15 protein-coding genes are annotated in these 15,690 nt (G+C 49.3%); 3 read left to right on the top strand and 12 right to left on the bottom strand.

Features of this window, described 5'->3' with window-relative positions; translation table 11 throughout:
• Window positions 1-379: 379 nt before the first annotated feature.
• From ABD07_RS07810 to ABD07_RS07770, 9 genes are all read right to left on the bottom strand, one after another.
• Window positions 380-1,114, bottom strand: a complete 735-nt coding sequence (locus tag ABD07_RS07810) for a hypothetical protein (RefSeq protein WP_160817833.1) — start codon at window positions 1,112-1,114, stop codon at window positions 380-382.
• A gap of 42 nt (window positions 1,115-1,156) precedes the next feature.
• The gene (locus ABD07_RS07805; protein WP_205010672.1) at window positions 1,157-1,549 is read right to left on the bottom strand and encodes a copper resistance CopC family protein; all 393 of its coding nucleotides are present in this window, start codon (window positions 1,547-1,549) and stop codon (window positions 1,157-1,159) included.
• An 83-nt stretch (window positions 1,550-1,632) separates the two neighbouring features.
• A complete protein-coding gene (locus ABD07_RS07800; RefSeq protein WP_160817832.1) occupies window positions 1,633-2,907 on the bottom strand; it encodes a sialidase family protein in 1,275 nt (424 codons plus the stop codon).
• 14 nt (window positions 2,908-2,921) lie between these two features.
• Entirely contained in the window at window positions 2,922-3,416 is a 495-nt protein-coding gene (locus ABD07_RS07795) for a TlpA family protein disulfide reductase (protein WP_160817831.1), read from the bottom strand.
• A 44-nt stretch (window positions 3,417-3,460) separates the two neighbouring features.
• On the bottom strand, window positions 3,461-6,205 hold the full coding sequence (locus tag ABD07_RS07790) for a TonB-dependent receptor domain-containing protein (protein ID WP_205010671.1): 2,745 nt from the start codon (window positions 6,203-6,205) through the stop codon (window positions 3,461-3,463).
• A 291-nt stretch (window positions 6,206-6,496) separates the two neighbouring features.
• A complete protein-coding gene (locus tag ABD07_RS07785; RefSeq protein WP_338040572.1) occupies window positions 6,497-7,195 on the bottom strand; it encodes a phosphorylase family protein in 699 nt (232 codons plus the stop codon).
• Window positions 7,186-9,189, bottom strand: coding sequence for a squalene--hopene cyclase (shc, locus tag ABD07_RS07780; RefSeq protein WP_160817829.1), 2,004 nt, complete (start codon window positions 9,187-9,189; stop codon window positions 7,186-7,188). Before shc ends, ABD07_RS07785 begins: the two co-directional genes overlap by 10 nt.
• 146 nt (window positions 9,190-9,335) lie before the next feature.
• Window positions 9,336-10,100 carry an MlaA family lipoprotein gene (locus ABD07_RS07775; protein WP_240142475.1) on the bottom strand — a complete coding sequence of 255 codons (765 nt, stop codon included), beginning with the start codon at window positions 10,098-10,100 and terminating at the stop codon, window positions 9,336-9,338.
• Window positions 10,101-10,463: 363 nt separating this feature from the next.
• Entirely contained in the window at window positions 10,464-11,072 is a 609-nt protein-coding gene (locus tag ABD07_RS07770) for a MotA/TolQ/ExbB proton channel family protein (RefSeq protein WP_160817828.1), read from the bottom strand.
• A gap of 359 nt (window positions 11,073-11,431) precedes the next feature.
• On the opposite strand from ABD07_RS07770, the gene xseA reads away from it, so the two are divergent.
• Together xseA and ABD07_RS07760 are read left to right on the top strand one after the other, a co-directional pair.
• Window positions 11,432-12,778: an exodeoxyribonuclease VII large subunit gene (gene xseA / locus ABD07_RS07765; protein ID WP_108698564.1), complete on the top strand. Its 1,347-nt coding sequence runs from the start codon at window positions 11,432-11,434 to the stop codon at window positions 12,776-12,778.
• A gap of 64 nt (window positions 12,779-12,842) precedes the next feature.
• Window positions 12,843-13,217 carry a DUF423 domain-containing protein gene (locus ABD07_RS07760; protein WP_108698539.1) on the top strand — a complete coding sequence of 125 codons (375 nt, stop codon included), beginning with the start codon at window positions 12,843-12,845 and terminating at the stop codon, window positions 13,215-13,217.
• 25 nt (window positions 13,218-13,242) lie between these two features.
• On the opposite strand, the gene ABD07_RS07755 is transcribed toward ABD07_RS07760, so the two are convergent.
• Window positions 13,243-13,584 (bottom strand): hypothetical protein, encoded by a 342-nt coding sequence (locus ABD07_RS07755; protein WP_160817827.1) that lies wholly within the window; start codon window positions 13,582-13,584, stop codon window positions 13,243-13,245.
• Between the two features lie 153 nt (window positions 13,585-13,737).
• Here ABD07_RS07755 and ABD07_RS07750 point away from each other — a divergent pair, with 153 nt between their 5' ends.
• Window positions 13,738-14,211 (top strand): disulfide bond formation protein B, encoded by a 474-nt coding sequence (locus tag ABD07_RS07750; RefSeq protein WP_160817826.1) that lies wholly within the window; start codon window positions 13,738-13,740, stop codon window positions 14,209-14,211.
• A gap of 20 nt (window positions 14,212-14,231) precedes the next feature.
• On the opposite strand, the gene xerD is transcribed toward ABD07_RS07750, so the two are convergent.
• Complete coding sequence (gene xerD, locus ABD07_RS07745) at window positions 14,232-15,143, bottom strand: site-specific tyrosine recombinase XerD (protein ID WP_160817825.1); 912 nt, start codon at window positions 15,141-15,143, stop codon at window positions 14,232-14,234.
• Complete coding sequence (locus ABD07_RS07740; protein ID WP_160817824.1) at window positions 15,130-15,636, bottom strand: methylated-DNA--[protein]-cysteine S-methyltransferase; 507 nt, start codon at window positions 15,634-15,636, stop codon at window positions 15,130-15,132. The genes xerD and ABD07_RS07740 overlap by 14 nt, the downstream gene beginning before the upstream one ends.
• Between the last annotated feature and the right edge of the window lie 54 nt (window positions 15,637-15,690).

Raw genomic sequence — 15,690 nt, 5'->3', positions numbered from 1 at the left:
TGAGCAGGCCCGCCAGCCAATGCCGACCGGCAATCCGTGCGACGCATCCTCGGTTATACGCATGTAAACATAAAAAACGCCACTGGCACTACAGCGGCGATCGGACTTCTGGGGGTATCGGTGGTTTGATTGATGCGCCAGCTTTTTGACAATAGCCGTCGCCTGCGTTATTGCGGCTTTTTATAACACGTACTCTCGCACAATTTGCCAGATGTTTGTCTGAGAAAGACACTTGCCGCGATCTCACTGCTTCTGAGTATCGCTTTATTGGCCTCATTGATTCAATGTTGACCGCAGAACGTTGATTCTTTAGAAGAGCTTTACCGGGAGTTGCGTAACCCCCTGGTAAAGTATCCAGTTACTCGTCAATAATGCTCTATTATTTTTGAGTTTCAATGCCTTGCTTTTGATTCAAAAAGAAACCTCTTCTGCTGATTTCCTGAACCCATCGCTTGGTCGGGATGATGGGGGAAAACATGATCAATCCCAGTATGACGGGAATAATCAATCCCAAACTAACGGCCAAGATTTTTAGCGCAATATGCCACGGGGATACCGCATCCGGATCGACACCGACATGCAATGGAATTCTGAGTATATTTTCTTCGGTTATGGTATTTCCTTCCCCGACTGAAAGATACAACGCGTAAAAACCTTCTTTGTCCAGTTCGATATGCGTCTCTACCATACCCTGCGGGTACAGCTTGGCCGGTACTTCAAAAATGGTACCGGTATCCTTGAAGTTTTCCGCTTTCTTTTCATCCTCTCCGATCAGTTCTTGCTTAACCAGGCGAACACTGATGGGTGTTTCCCTTACGTCTTCGTCCACCAGATCCGCGGTAAAGTAAAGCGAACCCGTTTTGGGGATTTTTTTACAATAAGACCGTAACAATTTATTTCTATCTTTCCCTTTTATATTCTCCAGATCACCCTCTGGCTTCAGATAAGCGCTGAAATAAATTGCGTATAAATCATTGGTGACAAGGCAACCTACCGTTTCGGTATAGTCAAATTGCACCGGGGCGGTTACATTTTTCTTGCTACAGGCAGATAGCAGCAGAATGGCGCCGCATAATAGAATCGTTAATAACTGTTTTGTGGTGAGTGATTTCATGATGTAGTGCGCTCCTATCGATAAGGAAAATGGGTATTGAAGCTAGTCGGATCCCGCAACAGTAAAGTCAAATTTGCCCGAGATCGCGTGTGTATCCGCCGATATCACGCGGTACCGGACGGTGTAAGTATCAGGAGGGAGTTGCGGAATAGTGATATAGATATGCGAGGGATCCAGCATTTCCTGTTCGATATCCTTGTTGTCAACACGTTTTCCTGCGCTATTCATCACGGCAAGCGATTTGAAAGCACTTCTGACATGTTCGTTAAACCAGACATCCACTTGCTTCGGTGATTGGGTGATGGTGCTATCTTTTTCAGGCACCGACTTCACCATGACAGCATGCGCGAAAGCGGTTCCGGATAAGGTCGAGAAAGTAATAAAAAACAAACACATCAATAGATTCATTGAAAAAAAGATACTGCAACGTGCCATAGCGTTTTCTCCTGTAAAAATATAGTCGTAACAATCCGTACTGTGCCACTGGCCTTGATCGGGTATTAAGTCCAGATTGTTCATTATTCAAAAACATACCAAGCCAATTCACTGAAATGCTGATTGTTTTTTTCCGTCCATAGGGCTAGAAATCCATGTTTTGTCGCCACTAATCTGGGTTGCGTTGCAGAATATCGTGCCTCGGTCAGACGTTTAGGCGTTGACCAGGTCGTACCGCCATCTTCTGATTTCGTGAAAAAAATACTCGCGCCATCCGGTTCCATTTCATTCCAGATGATCGCAACGTCATTGCGATTGCGCGCTGCGATATCGCCATTCATCGCCATGCTGCCGAGTTTCCTGGGAACCGACCAGGTTTGGCCGTTATCGTTTGAAGAGAGATGATATAAACCGGATTTGTCTTCAATGCCGGTCCAAACAACGCTATGCAGTTGAGCGCTATTGTCCGTGCCGGCATACTGTAAAGCGCCGCCGACATGCGGACAGCCCTCGAATTTCCATTGAAAATCACCCACTGTACTGGCATGCCGCCAGGTTAATCCCGCATCGAACGATTGCACCAGTGACATGTCGCGAGGCGCCGTATTGCGATAAAGCACGGCGAGCTTATCGTCAGGCGAAAGCGCCAATGTGTTCCAACAGCATGAACAAGTCGAGTCATCCAGAGTAACCGGCGGACTCCATTGTTTACCTTGATCGATCGACCGGGCATAGTGCAGGCCTTGGTAACCATTCTCCTTGGGATCCGCCAGCCAAACCGCGTGAAAATTACCTTTCCGGTCAGCAACCACATCGATGTGAGCCTGGCTGCCGTCATTGTCTATGGCTGGATTAGCGCCTCTTTTCCAGGTTTGGCCAGCATCCGGGGAATAAGCACTAACCATCGGTCCCATCGTCGGGAACTCTCCCTCAGTCTGCCACAGTGATACCAAATGTTTACCGTTGGCTGCCAGTTGCACATCGTTTCCACGGCTGGCCATTGCGGCAGGCAATGACTCATTGACAGTCACCGGGTTTTTCCATCGACGCCCGCCATCTTCAGAACGTGTATAGCGAATCGAGGCATGCTTATTTTGAGCGGAGCGTTTTTCACTCGCGATGAGGTGGATGATTTCTTGGTCTACATAAACGTCGAATGATGAAATATCGAACAATCCCAGCGTCGATTTCGCATAGACCGCATTGTTTGCCGGATTGAACGCGGTGTTGTCCGGCGCTTCCGTGCTCAGCACCGGTCCCGGCGAGCTGGCAAGGATCGTTAAGCTAATCTGGCAAACTAATTTCAGGAAAACAATCAATCCGCTATTTTTTCCGGATTGCATGTCATGGGTAATCATGTACACCCACCGTTTCAATTCAGGAGCACCTTGAAAATATTGTTATAGTCCTCCTTGGATAACGCGCCGCTAATGCCATGACGTTCATGTTTTTTATTGATGAAGTAGGTTCTGGGCAACTCGCCAAACCATTTGGGATCAATCTCATAGCGCAACTTTTGTGCATTTTCTTCGGCAAAAATCCAGTGTTCCAGATTGGTCAATTCGTTTTTTGCCAATACAGTTTGGACTAAGCCGGTTGCTGCGGCATCGTCAGCGGATAGCATCACGATATTGATTTCCGGTCTGCTTTTTGCCAGATCATGCAGCAGTGGCATTTTTTTCATGCAGGATGAACAAGTGGTCGACCAGATCACCAGCATGAAAGGTTTATCCGCATTACTATCAAGCAATTTCTGATAACTGCCGGGAATAAAAGGCTTAAGTTGCACTTGCTCAGCACCGGCCGGTAAAAGAAAAGCGGATGACAGAATGAGTGCACATAGTAAAAAGATTTTGCGTAAGGTCATGTTTTCCTCCTTTTGGTGATGAGTTCCGGGTATCCCGGATCAATTTAAATCTTCCATGTAAAGCTCAAGCGGAAACTCACCGGTTCCACCGGATGAAAGTGAAAATCCCTCACACCGTCAGTTGATTCACCCGGTAGCCGCGACGTATAAAAATAAGTGATCGCAGGATCGTTACGATCGAGCATATTGAACACCTCGGCTTGCAAGCTTAATTTTTTGTTGACTTCATAACCGAGCATGGCGGACAGCAGAATCGTGGAATCCGAACGTTTACTGTTGTCTTCGATTAAAGGACGCGGCCCTAAGAAACGTAACCGGGGGCCACCGAAAAAACCGCCAAAGACATGATGAAAAGTCGCGCCGGTTGCGATTACCGCCTCGACCGAATTCGGCACGTAATTACCTTCATCCGGTACTTTATTGCGGAAACGTGCATGGGAAAAACTAACATCGGCGTCAAAGGTCAACCAGTCCGTTGGCGAATAATAATTTGCAAACTCAAGCCCGTAGCGGCGGCTAGGCCGGCTGGCTTCGGTCGTGCCGGCATCCCCGACAAACAGCAGCTCCGAGTCAATGTCCAGCCACCACAATGCCAGCGTGCTTTGCAATCCTTTGATCCGCACTGTGCGTGCACCAACCTCCGCGCCGTAAGTACGGACCAGCGGATCGGCACGCTGAACCCGGTCACCGCTGAGCGGGTCGATGCGGGTGTTGATGCCGCGCGCATCGTTGCTATGAAACCCAAGACCGCCATTCAGATAAAACTCGGTATCGGCCCAAGGGCCCAGCACCATGCCAAATTTAGGGCTGACCAAGCCATCGTAGCGTTCGCCCATGTTTTGTCTGAGATTGCTGTGATTCACATCAAAGCGGAAACCGTCGAACCGCACGCCCAGGCTGGTGCGCAACCAATCAGTCCAGGTAAGTTTGTTTTCCGCGTACGGACTGATACTGGTTACCCAAATGGTATCTTGGCGCGTGATACCAATTTTTCTTTGCGCATGCGTTTTGGTCAGTGCGTTGTGAATATTATCGTTACGCACTTGCAAGCCGACTGTGGTTTCCGAATCCACAGAACCGATTGTGTGAAAAATCGTGTGGCTGCCCTTGAAGCCGGTTGTCCAACGATTGTCCGGCTGGCCGAATTGATCGCCGCAGGTATTAAAAAGAGCTGGATTGAATTGTCTCCCTGAATCCAATCCAGTTAAACCGGCACAGCCAACGGGGCTGGTGTTTTCATTGTCATCCAGAAAATAGGTGAAGTTTGAGAACAGACCCAGCTTGGAATTCACCCCGTAAACCATTAATTTGGTAATACTGTTCTCTCCCCGGTGGTGCCATTCACCGGTCAGGCTATAGCGTTGGCTGCTGCCGCCATCGGTAGGATCGAGTGCATCATAGCGGCCAATGACACCTTGCCGCAGCGCGCGCCTGGCGATCTGATCGGTCGCTTTCCAATCGGATTTTGTGGCCATGGCAGTCACACTCCAGCCATGATTGCCGTACTCCTGGCTGTAACGCAACAGCCCGTTAAACTTCAAATAATCGTTGCCAACCGTCCACGGGCCATTGTTGTGCACGATTTCTCCCGCATACAACAAATTACCCGTTCCTAATGCGCGGGAACCGGCGATCAATCCGCGGTAATAGTCAAAGCTGCCTCCCGTGAATCGGACCATGGTTTCCGGCAGCTTTTTAAAATAGCGGATATTGGCCGAACCGGTGCTGGAAAAATCTCCATTCTCGGCGTAGTGAATACCTTTTTTGTATTCCAGCGTTTCGATCAGTTCGGGAATGAGAAAATTGGTGTCCGTCCAGCCCTGTCCGTGGGAATGCGATAATTGATTGACCGGTACGCCTTCAATCTGGGTTAGAAAATCGGTGCCATGATCGAGGTTGAATCCGCGCAGGAAAAATTGATTGGCTTTGCCTTCGCCGCTGTGCTGCGTGGCGATCATGCCGGGAATGGTCTCCAGTACTTCCGCCGGACGCGTGATCGGCCGGAATTTGATCTGGGCTTGCCCCACATTACCTTGAGAAGCGCTATCGGCAATGCCTATCAGTGAATTGGCCCGCTCAGTCACGCGCATCTCATTGAATACCACCCATTTTGCTTTGCCGGTTTCAGGCTTGATTTCCGTCATCGCCTCGGGGGCTGCATTGTTCAATTTCGCGGTTTCTTGGGCGTGCACGTTGTTACCGACGGAAAATGCCAATGCCAATACCGCCAAACGTGCAATCAGTATGCCGGTACCGTGCAGCAGCAAGGTGGCCCATACAAATCCGGCGGTATAGGAAATCAGACTGGCGGAAGCGGATATTTCCTGGCCATGCGCGTAGCCATGAAAAAAAGCGAAAAGCGCAATGATCAGAATATTAAACGGCGCGCTAAATTGAATTTTCCGGATAACGAATACGTTGAGCAGCAGGACGGATAGCAGAATGATGTTTTCCGTATAGGGTAGCGCGATATCCACTGCACCGATAACTCCGCCAAGACTCATGACGCTGGCGAATACCAGCGGTAACACCCAGACAGCTTGCCCGCGCGATTGCGCAGCCCATATTCCCACCGCAATCATGGTCAGAATATGATCCCAGCCTTCCAATGGATGATGAAAACCCTCGTGCCAATCACTGTCAATGACCAGCATCATGGCCGGGTTTTGCGGCAGGAAAAAAGATAACGACATGAGTGATCCGAGCGCGAGGATCATGATCGATCGTTTCTCAAACTTTCGAGTAACTTGCAGCATCTGCTTGAGACTTGAGCTAAAGATAATTGCCATTATCTTCTTAACGCAAGAAGGTACGAAAGTGACAAATTGCCACAGCGGCAATTTGTCACACCTAATCTAGGACTGAATCGGAGTCCCTATTAGAGTAAGGAAAAATGCAAACTGCCGGAATTTCCCCAAAGAGGATCGAGGATGATCTGATTGGATAAATTCAAATCTGATCAATTACTTAATCTGTACAACAGTATGATTATCGGATGTGATCCTGAAAAACAGAGACGGCGGTAAGTAACAATGCCCGGCCGGGTCAAACAGAGTCAGGCCAGTTGCATCGGCTTAGATTCAGGCCAACCCTGTCCCGGCGGATTGAATAACCTTCGATAAGGTTTTGCGCGCCGCACGCATACCGGCGCCCATTTGCAGCAACGTGCCGATGCGTACCGCACGTTTCAGTAGCAATACCGTAAGGCGTAGCGGATTCACGCCGCCATCGGGATACACGGCGCTGAGTAATGCTTCCGGTGGCGAGAAATGAAGCGGATCGATGATAGCGCGCACGGCGATGAACGGAATGCCTGCCGCTGCCGCTACTTGCGCCACGGCAGCGCTTTCCATATCCACCGCACAGGCGCCGGTGGCTTGCGCCAGATTGCGCTTGGCTTTTTCGTCCGTCAGCGGCACGACGCTGTCCGCCAAGCCGCCGTTGACGACGGTAATATCCATAGGCAGTAGACTTTGCAACCGGTCACGCCATGCCAGATCAACCGGCAACGGCGCACCTGCATGTATGACATCCGGCAAAACCAGATCGCCCGGTTTCAGCGTGGAATCCAGCGCACCGGCAACACCAAAACTCACCAGCGCCGTCGCACCTTGCTGATGCAGTCCCTCGGCTGCCGCACCCGCAGCCTGCGCGCCCATGCCGCTTAACCACAAGCGCGCATGGTCATCCAGCTGCACCATTTGATTGAATGGAATCCGCGCCGGTACTATGCAACCGGCTTCAGCCCGTAAGGCCGTCACCAATCCGGTTACACGCACGCGGCGACTGTTCTGGTCAACGCACGGTAACGCGCCAGCGCCCATATCGGGAAGAATTTTGAATAACCGTGATAGCGCAAATAGAACACGCGCGGGAAACCCGGCGCGGTGAACCAGGGTTCTTCCCACAAGTGATCGCTGGATTGATTTTGCAACAGATAATTGATCCCTCTGCGTACCGATTCGCTATTGACTTCACCTGCCGCCATCAGCCCCAATACGGCCCAGGCGGTTTGAAATGCCGTGCTGGTTTCGGGAAACCGGCCCGCCAGCTTTGTATCCAGATAAGAATCGTTGGTTTCGCCCCAGCCGCCATCGGCTCTTTGCACCGATTCCAGCCACTTCACGGCGCGGCGCACCGAATGGTGCTGCATATCGAACTTGGCCAGTTGGAAAGCTTCCAGCACTGACCATGTGCCATAAACATAATTAGTACCCCAGCGCCCAAACCAGGAACCGTCCTTCTCCTGTTCGCGCAATAAAAAGCTAATGCCGCGCCACACTTCGAGCTGGTGTCTGCCGTATTTTCCCAGCAAACCGACGCAACGCGCCGTCACGTCGCTGGTTGGCGGATCGATCAGAGCGCCATGATCAGCAAAAGGAATTTCGTTCAAATAATGGTGGGTGTTATCGATATCGAAAGCGGCAAAGCCGCCGTTGCGCGATTGCATACCCGCCAGCCAATTGGCCGCGCGCTCCAGCGATTTATGATGCCGCTCCGCGCCACCTTGATCCAACGCCCACGCCACTGCGGCGGTATCGTCCAGATCCGGATAATGCGGATTGGCGTACTGAAAAGCCCAGCCGCCGCCCAATAAATCGGGGCGCTTGTCGCGCCAATCGCCCGGCTCGTCCAAAACTTGCTGCTCAACCAGCCAATCCAATGCTTTCAATACCGGCTCCTGACCGGTGGTTGGATCTTCCTGCAATGCCAAGCTGGTCAATACCGTATCCCAGACCGGCGATGTACAGGGTTGGCACCAAATGCGCTCACCTTCGTCGACCAGCAACCCGCGCAGCGCGTTACGGCATTGCACCCGATTGGGGTGGTCATAGGCATAGCCCAACAGCGTCAATGCTTCATGCGCATTGACCATGGCCGGGAAAATCGCGCCGATACCGCATTCGCCATTCAGACGCTCGAGCGTCCAGCGTTCCGCTTTACGGATCGAATATTGCCGGATCGATTGCGGCAGGCTGGGCTCCACCCGCGACAGAATACGTTCAACCAGCATAAACGCGCGCTTCAGCACGGTATCCGCTCTGGGAAAATAATTTTTTTCCTCTTCCGGCGGCACGATAAACAATTCGCGAATATTCACTTTACGCGGATTGATCGCACGCGCCTTCATGGTGCACAGAATGGACAGCGGTATCATCACGGTGCGTGACCAGTACGAAACTTTGCTGATATGAAAAGGAAACCAGCTGGGCAGCAGTACCAATTCCGAGGGCACCACCGGTACGCCATGCCAAGGGATCTGATCGTACATGGCCAGCAGCAAGCGCGTAAACACATTGGCTTTGGCTGCCCCGCCGCGTTCTAAAATAGCTTCCCGTGCACGCACCATGTGCGGTGCATCGGTCGAATCTCCCACCAGCTTCAACGCATAATACGACTTGATCGTGCAGCTGATATCAAACGCGCCGCCATAATAAAGCGGCCAGCCGCCGTGCGTCATGTCCTGCTTGTCACGGATAAACCGGGCGATCTTGTTTTCCAAAATCACGTCGATCTCATCCATGAAGTGCATCATCAAAATATACTCGGCCGGAATCGTGCAGTCCGCTTCCAGCGGAAAACACCAGTGTCCGTCCGGATTCTGTAACGCCAGCATGGCTGTGCGAGCCTGGTTAAATTTCGTTTCCAGCTCGGCGGTGTTGATGCCATCCTGATTCAGCATTGCCGCCGTGTCCGGCTCGGGAGTTTCACCGTTAACCGTAAAATCACTTTGTTGCTGCGATAAATTCGCTACTCTTTGAAATCCGTCCATATATTCCTAGCACTGTACGTTACAAATTCCCCAATGGATAAAACACTTGCTGCGATCCAAACTGATTTTATTGCTACATGATAGAAGAGCGGCTTCCTGCCGGCGCCTCGCTGCAAAAGCCATGCAACGATGATGATACCGGCTCATTACTTTTGTTTCTTTCCGTCTTTCTCAAAAGGATTATCCTGAAAATGCTCGTAGTCATAAAGATCTAATGGCAGTTTGCCATCATGCACGAGAAATTCGCGTTGCTGCAACGAGGCTTCCCGCACAAACAAATAGGGGTCGATTGCAGCCTCATCGCGAATCCGCATAGGACCGATCAAACGCGCGCGCTTATCGATCGCACCCAGAATGGTCAAAGGAGCCGCGAAGTAGGAGCCCACCACAAGACCGGCATAAAACAGCACATTGGTGAAAATACCGACGGGAATATTCGTAACATCACGCTCACTGCTGGGCCCCAGGAGCGGAATGAACAGATAAGATCCCGTATTTACTCCCCAGACACCCAGCGTTTGACCGAAATCCTCATCATGCTTTTGGAGCCCCATATGCGTCGCCATATCAAAAAGCCCGAACATACCGACCGTTGAATTCACAAAAAAACGTAAGGTATCCGAGGCGCCTTGTGTCACTTTTCCTTGCAAAAAAGAATTCAGCGCAACGTTAGGATAAGACAAATTATCGTAGAAATTTCCGATCGACCGCTGCGCAGCATTGGGAACATAGTCAATGTAGGCATTCACAATCGGCACAAACACCGTCCGGTCCACTTTGTCGGTAATATCATACGAAGCGCGATTAATTTTTTCGTGCGGATCGGCCGGATCCAAGTCCTGATTGCTATTCTTTGGAGCCGATGCACAACCTTGCAACACAAAAATAGCGATAAACAACAAGATAACCATCAGACAGCTATGATTAATTATCGAATTTGTATTTCTCAAGATGCGAATTTTCTCATTCATTTGCGTGTAAAACAATCATGCATTTCATATCAGAAAACTATTGATCAGCCCTGCGGGTAGTTTGAGCAAATGCACTTCTGGCTTCTGAATCAACTGATAACGGCGGATTCCCATTACTATCGCTACCCGCCTGTTCCGATGTCATTTTTCCAGTCAAAAATTAATCCAGCCGAAGTATACACTACTACTTTGCCAACATGTTTTGCTACCCCAGCCATTCCGGTTTATAACCGGATAATCGTTGTATAACCGCGGATTAATCTTGCTAGAAGATGCGCGCTTACGTTCATGGGAGCAAACTACTCAGTTTTCCCGTTCCCCGTGAACCATTTCAACCAGCTTCAAGGCCTGCAACTCCATTTCTATGACAATGTCGTCGACTTTGGCACGAAAATGACGATAGAAAATCATGCTGGGAATCGCCACCAGTATCCCGAAAGCCGCATTATACAAAGCGACTGAAATTCCGTACGCGAGTTGCGCCGGGTTGCTGCCCGTTGGAGAATTCGAGCCGAAAATCTCGATCATGCCCACTAACGTCCCAAACAAACCCATCAAAGGACTCAATGCGGCAATCGTTCCCAAAGTCGTCAAATAGCGATTCAGATCGTGCGCGATCACCCGGCCCGATTCTTCAATGGATTCTTTCATCACCTCACGGGTGCTTTTAACATTTTTAAGCCCGGCGGCAAGAATTTGCCCCAGCGGCGAGTGCTGCTGTAAGCGCGCCAGCATCTCTGCATTCACGCCATTGCGTTTATATTCGTTCAACACCCTGGGCAGCAATTCTTTCGGTGAAACAATACGTAACCGCAATGTCCACATGCGTTCCCCGATGATGGCCAAAGCCACGACAGAAGCAATGATGATCGGCCAGATCGGCCATCCGGCCGCTTGAATTAACGATAACACGTGATAATCTCCTCACTCTCTATATAGATCCGGGTATTATTCTGTGGCTTACTATATTACCCGATTAATTGATTTTATAACGATGCTCGATTCGGCATGCAATGTATCGTGATCGCCGCTTTGCTGCAAAAAAATACCGATTTTCTATCCACAATTTCTGTGGATAAGTTTGTGAGTATGTAACCAATACGAGAATTAAGTTGCCCAATTCAAACATTTTTTCTAGTTTGATTATTTTTTAATCTCAAATGATACTGATTAATAAACAATAATTTACTTTAAAATTATAACATTCTCCAGGACTTAAACGCTACACTGACCCGGTTTCGATCAGCAGGTGAAGATTGCCTATCTCCATGATAAATCTATTTCCAATATCCAATCTTACGCATAAAGTGCTGACCGTCAGCGAGCTGAACAGCAGCACCAAGCTATTTCTGGAGCAGAATATTCCGCTGCTGTGGATCAGGGGTGAAATCTCGAATCTGAAGTGCTATCAGTCCGGCCACTGGTATTTTTCCCTCAAGGACAGCAGCGCGCAAATCCGTTGTGTGCTGTTCAGTCACAGAAATCAATACATCGATTGGCAACCGAAAGACGGCATGCAAGTTGAAGTGCTTGCTCTTGTCACTCTCTATGAACCACGCGGCGATTTTCAGCTTAACGTTGAAACCATGCGGCGCGCCGGACTGGGAGAATTATTTGAGGCATTCGAGCAGCTAAAAGCGAAGCTGGAGAAAGCCGGGTTGTTCGATCCGGTCAAGAAAAAACCGTTACCCGCATTCCCAAAGCAAATCGGTATCGTCACCTCCCCGGATACGGCTGCACTGCGCGACGTGCTAACAACATTGCGTCGCCGCATGCCATTCTTACCGGTGATTATCTACCCGGTGCTGGTACAAGGTAAAACTGCCGCCAACACCATCGCAAACGCTATCGCAATTGCAAACCGGCGCGCCGAATGTGATGTGCTGATACTGTGCCGTGGCGGCGGCAGTATTGAGGATTTGTGGGCATTCAACGAAGAAACCGTTGCGCTCGCCATTGCCGCCAGTAACATTCCGGTTATCAGCGGCATTGGTCATGAAACTGATTTTACCATCGCGGATTTTGTTGCCGACATTCGCGCACCGACGCCAACGGCAGCTGCTGAACTGGCCAGCCGGGATCATAAGGAATTAAGCCAGCGCCTGAATGCATTGCACCAGCGCATGTACCGCATGACGCTGCACCGCATAGAAAATGCGATGCAGCGCGCCGATATGCTGGCGCATCGCTTAATTCATCCGGGCGATCGTATCAAACAGCAATCGATTCATTTGCAGCATCTGCAAGACCGCTTCGGCACGACTTGGGCGCATCAAGTGGAAAAGAAGCAATGGAAGTTATTCGAATTCAATCAGCGCTTGCTGGCAGCAAGCCCTGATATTACTGACATGGAAAAGCGGCAAAAAGAATTGATTGCACGTTTTCGTACTGCCTATACGCGCTATTTTCAAACCTTGGCGATCAAGCTGCATCATATGCACGCGCAATTATGTCATTTGAATCCGCAATCGGTTTTGGAACGTGGGTACAGCATCACGTATACCGCCAACAGCAGCATCGTTCGTGACAGCAAACAAGTTCATTACGGCGATCGAATTCAGGTAAAATTTGCGCACGGAACGTGCGAGGCGGATATCACAAAAACCGGTGATTCCTGACATAACGCACGTGTTTAACTCTCACTTCTCTTACTTAACAAGAACAACAAGGACAAAACAATCGATGCCAAAAACTTTTCTGATCCTGGGCACACTGAATACGGTTTTATGCATCGCATTAGGCGCTTTCGGCGCACATGGCTTAAAGCAGATTTTACCCGCCGATATGCTGTCGGTTTATCATACCGGCGTGCAGTACCATTTTTATCACGCCTTCGGCATTATTGTCATCGGTCTGCTCCTGCTGCATTTCCCGAAATCGCGGTTAATGCCGGTGTCAGGCTGGTTGATGATGATCGGCATTGTGCTGTTCAGTTTCAGCCTGTACGCGCTAAGCGTAACCGGAACAAGAGCACTTGGCATGATTACACCGTTCGGCGGTGTTTCATTCCTCACCGCCTGGATATTGCTGGCTTATGCGATCTGGAAAGAAAAATGAAGTGACCGTCTGCGCATATTTCTGTTTACTTGGCCATTTTCCGGTGTGAAGCTGCCATTTCCGTATTACGCTCCGCTGCTTTTGTATATTCCCGCAATAAAGCTTCATGGTGCGACTGGAAATCTTGACCGTCCCGGCCATAATATTCGCTATGACGCTGATATTCTTCCAGTAATTCTTTTTGTGCCTTTGCTTTTGCAGTCATTTCGCTAGCTTCTTTTTCATACATCTCAGCTAATCCGATATGATCGAATTTAGTCCTAGCTTGGGCTTCAGCTTTATCCATTTTTCCTAATTCTGCAATCGATATATTGGAGAAAAATACAGAAGAGGCAATCAACGTGATGATCAATATCTTTGTTCGCATGGCAAATTTCCTCGTTTAAATAAATGAAAAGTAAATTCCAGTGCTACTTTAAATATTCGATAAACTTAATATGTTCATCATAGCAAACTATCGGAAATCCACAAATACTTTGTGGACAAACTGAGCAACCCATTCGTTTGAGGGAAGAAAAAAATGAGACCACTATTCTTATTTGTTCTGCTTTGCTGTACCGGGGTTGTAGGCTACGCGCAATACTTGCAACATGTGGAAGGATTACTGCCTTGTCCATTATGTGTGGCACAACGCGTTGCTTACTGGATGTTAGGATTGACTGCGCTAATGGCGTTTCTGCATAAGCCGGGAGTGATCGGACGGCGTATTTATGGCTTTTTGTTGAGTGCATTCGCGCTAACGGGTGCAGTCATTGCCGCACGGCATGCGTGGTTAATACGATTTCCGGAGGCATTTGAGTGCGGCATCAGTCCGGAAGAGGCTTTTCTAAATTCCTTACCGATTGCCGCTTGGTGGCCGGGAATGTTTGAGGCCAATGGCGATTGCGCCAATATCGATTGGAAATTTTTAACGCTGACAATTCCGGATTGGTCGTTAGTTGCTTTTGCGGGACTTGCAACTCTGGCGCTTTATGCATTATTGGCCAAGAAATAACTGCGTTTTACAACCGGAAACTATCCCCGTGGGTGGTGCTTGGCATGCAACTGCTTCAGGCGCTCACGTGCAATATGCGTGTAAATTTGCGTCGTGGAAATATCGGCATGACCCAACAAAAGCTGCACAACACGCAGATCGGCGCCATGATTCAACAGATGTGTGGCAAAAGCGTGACGCAAAGTATGCGGAGATAACTGTTTATCAATCCCGATAATCAGCGCATAGCGTTTGATGAGGTACCAGAATGCTTGGCGCGTCATGGCTGCACCCCGCGCTGTGACAAATATGGTATCTGTAACAATGCCATTTAATAGCGCAGGTCTGGCTTCTTTGGTATAGCGGCTTAACCATTCGAGGGACTCTTCACCCAGCGGTGCAAGACGCTCTTTTCTGCCCTTGCCCATGACCCGCAGAACCCCCATATCCATGCTCACTTGCGAGTACCTTAAATTGATCAGCTCAGATACGCGCAATCCACTGGCATATAACACTTCCAGCATGGCACGATCACGCAAGCCGAGCGGGTGCTGCAAGTCGGGAGCGCTCAATAGCAGATCGACTTCTTTTTCTGTCAGACTTTCCGGCAAGCTGCGCTGCAATTTAGGTGTTTCAATATTGAGACTGGGATCCGTAGTAATTTTTCCCTGGCGCAATAAAAAACGATAGAAGCGCTTCAGACTGGATAATTCACGGCTGGTTGTGCTCGCCTTGATTTTGGCGGACACTCTGGATGCCAAAAAATCAAGCAAATCGGAGTGCGTCGCGTCGGTTAGCACACTGTTATCTTGATTGCGTTTTCTGAGCCACTCACCAAACAATTGTAAATCATTGCGATAGCTGTCCAGTGTGTTACGCGACAAACCATCTTCCAGCCATAAGGCATCGGAAAACTCGTCAAGCAAACCGGCGTTCAGTTCAGGTGCTCTCATGGCGCAACAACCAACGCTTGATTTCTAAAGGATTGCCTTCGCTCGCATTCATAAAGCCTCCTAATCCGCCATTTTTGGCAATAACCCGATGACAGGGTATTACAATCGGAATCCGGTTAGCACCGCATGCCCGGCCTACTGCTCTGGGTGCGGAATGGAGTTGCGTTGCAATTTCCGCATAACTGCTGGTTGCTCCACTCGGAATTGCCTGAATCGCCTGCCAGACACGCTGCTGATGGGTTGTACCGCTGATATGCAAACTTAAATCAAAGATAAAATCCGGTTCGTTGAGATAAGCTTGTAGTTGCCGGTATACTTCTTTTGCTAACAAAGTCTGTGGTGCTAATAGTGGCGTATCAACGGGTAAATAATCGATGGCCGTGAGCCAGTCTTCTTCTGTTCGGATACCGAGAACAGCAAATGGCGCGAGTAGTTTAGCCTGATATGATTTGATCGAATCGTCAACGACCTGATTTCTTGTTGATCTACCCACTGTGTGTTCGGCTATTAACTGAAAAATTGTTGAATACTATTTATCTTGTTTGAA

The organism is Nitrosomonas oligotropha (assembly GCF_009833085.1).
GTDB lineage: Bacteria > Pseudomonadota > Gammaproteobacteria > Burkholderiales > Nitrosomonadaceae > Nitrosomonas > Nitrosomonas oligotropha.
This window is presented reverse-complemented; position numbering and strand designations above follow the sequence as displayed.

What these genes read in the sequence shown, in the direction of transcription:
- ABD07_RS07810 (WP_160817833.1), bottom strand. Translation starts at nt 1,114, where the DNA reads ATGAAATCACTCACCACAAAACAGTTATTAACGATTCTATTATGCGGC.
- ABD07_RS07805 (WP_205010672.1), bottom strand. Translation starts at nt 1,549, where the DNA reads ATGGCACGTTGCAGTATCTTTTTTTCAATGAATCTATTGATGTGTTTG.
- ABD07_RS07800 (WP_160817832.1), bottom strand. Translation starts at nt 2,907, where the DNA reads ATGATTACCCATGACATGCAATCCGGAAAAAATAGCGGATTGATTGTT.
- ABD07_RS07795 (WP_160817831.1), bottom strand. Translation starts at nt 3,416, where the DNA reads ATGACCTTACGCAAAATCTTTTTACTATGTGCACTCATTCTGTCATCC.
- ABD07_RS07790 (WP_205010671.1), bottom strand. Translation starts at nt 6,205, where the DNA reads ATGGCAATTATCTTTAGCTCAAGTCTCAAGCAGATGCTGCAAGTTACT.
- shc (WP_160817829.1), bottom strand. Translation starts at nt 9,189, where the DNA reads ATGGACGGATTTCAAAGAGTAGCGAATTTATCGCAGCAACAAAGTGAT.
- ABD07_RS07775 (WP_240142475.1), bottom strand. Translation starts at nt 10,100, where the DNA reads ATGGTTATCTTGTTGTTTATCGCTATTTTTGTGTTGCAAGGTTGTGCA.
- ABD07_RS07760 (WP_108698539.1), top strand. Translation starts at nt 12,843, where the DNA reads ATGCCAAAAACTTTTCTGATCCTGGGCACACTGAATACGGTTTTATGC.
- ABD07_RS07755 (WP_160817827.1), bottom strand. Translation starts at nt 13,584, where the DNA reads ATGCGAACAAAGATATTGATCATCACGTTGATTGCCTCTTCTGTATTT.
- ABD07_RS07750 (WP_160817826.1), top strand. Translation starts at nt 13,738, where the DNA reads ATGAGACCACTATTCTTATTTGTTCTGCTTTGCTGTACCGGGGTTGTA.
- xerD (WP_160817825.1), bottom strand. Translation starts at nt 15,143, where the DNA reads ATGAGAGCACCTGAACTGAACGCCGGTTTGCTTGACGAGTTTTCCGAT.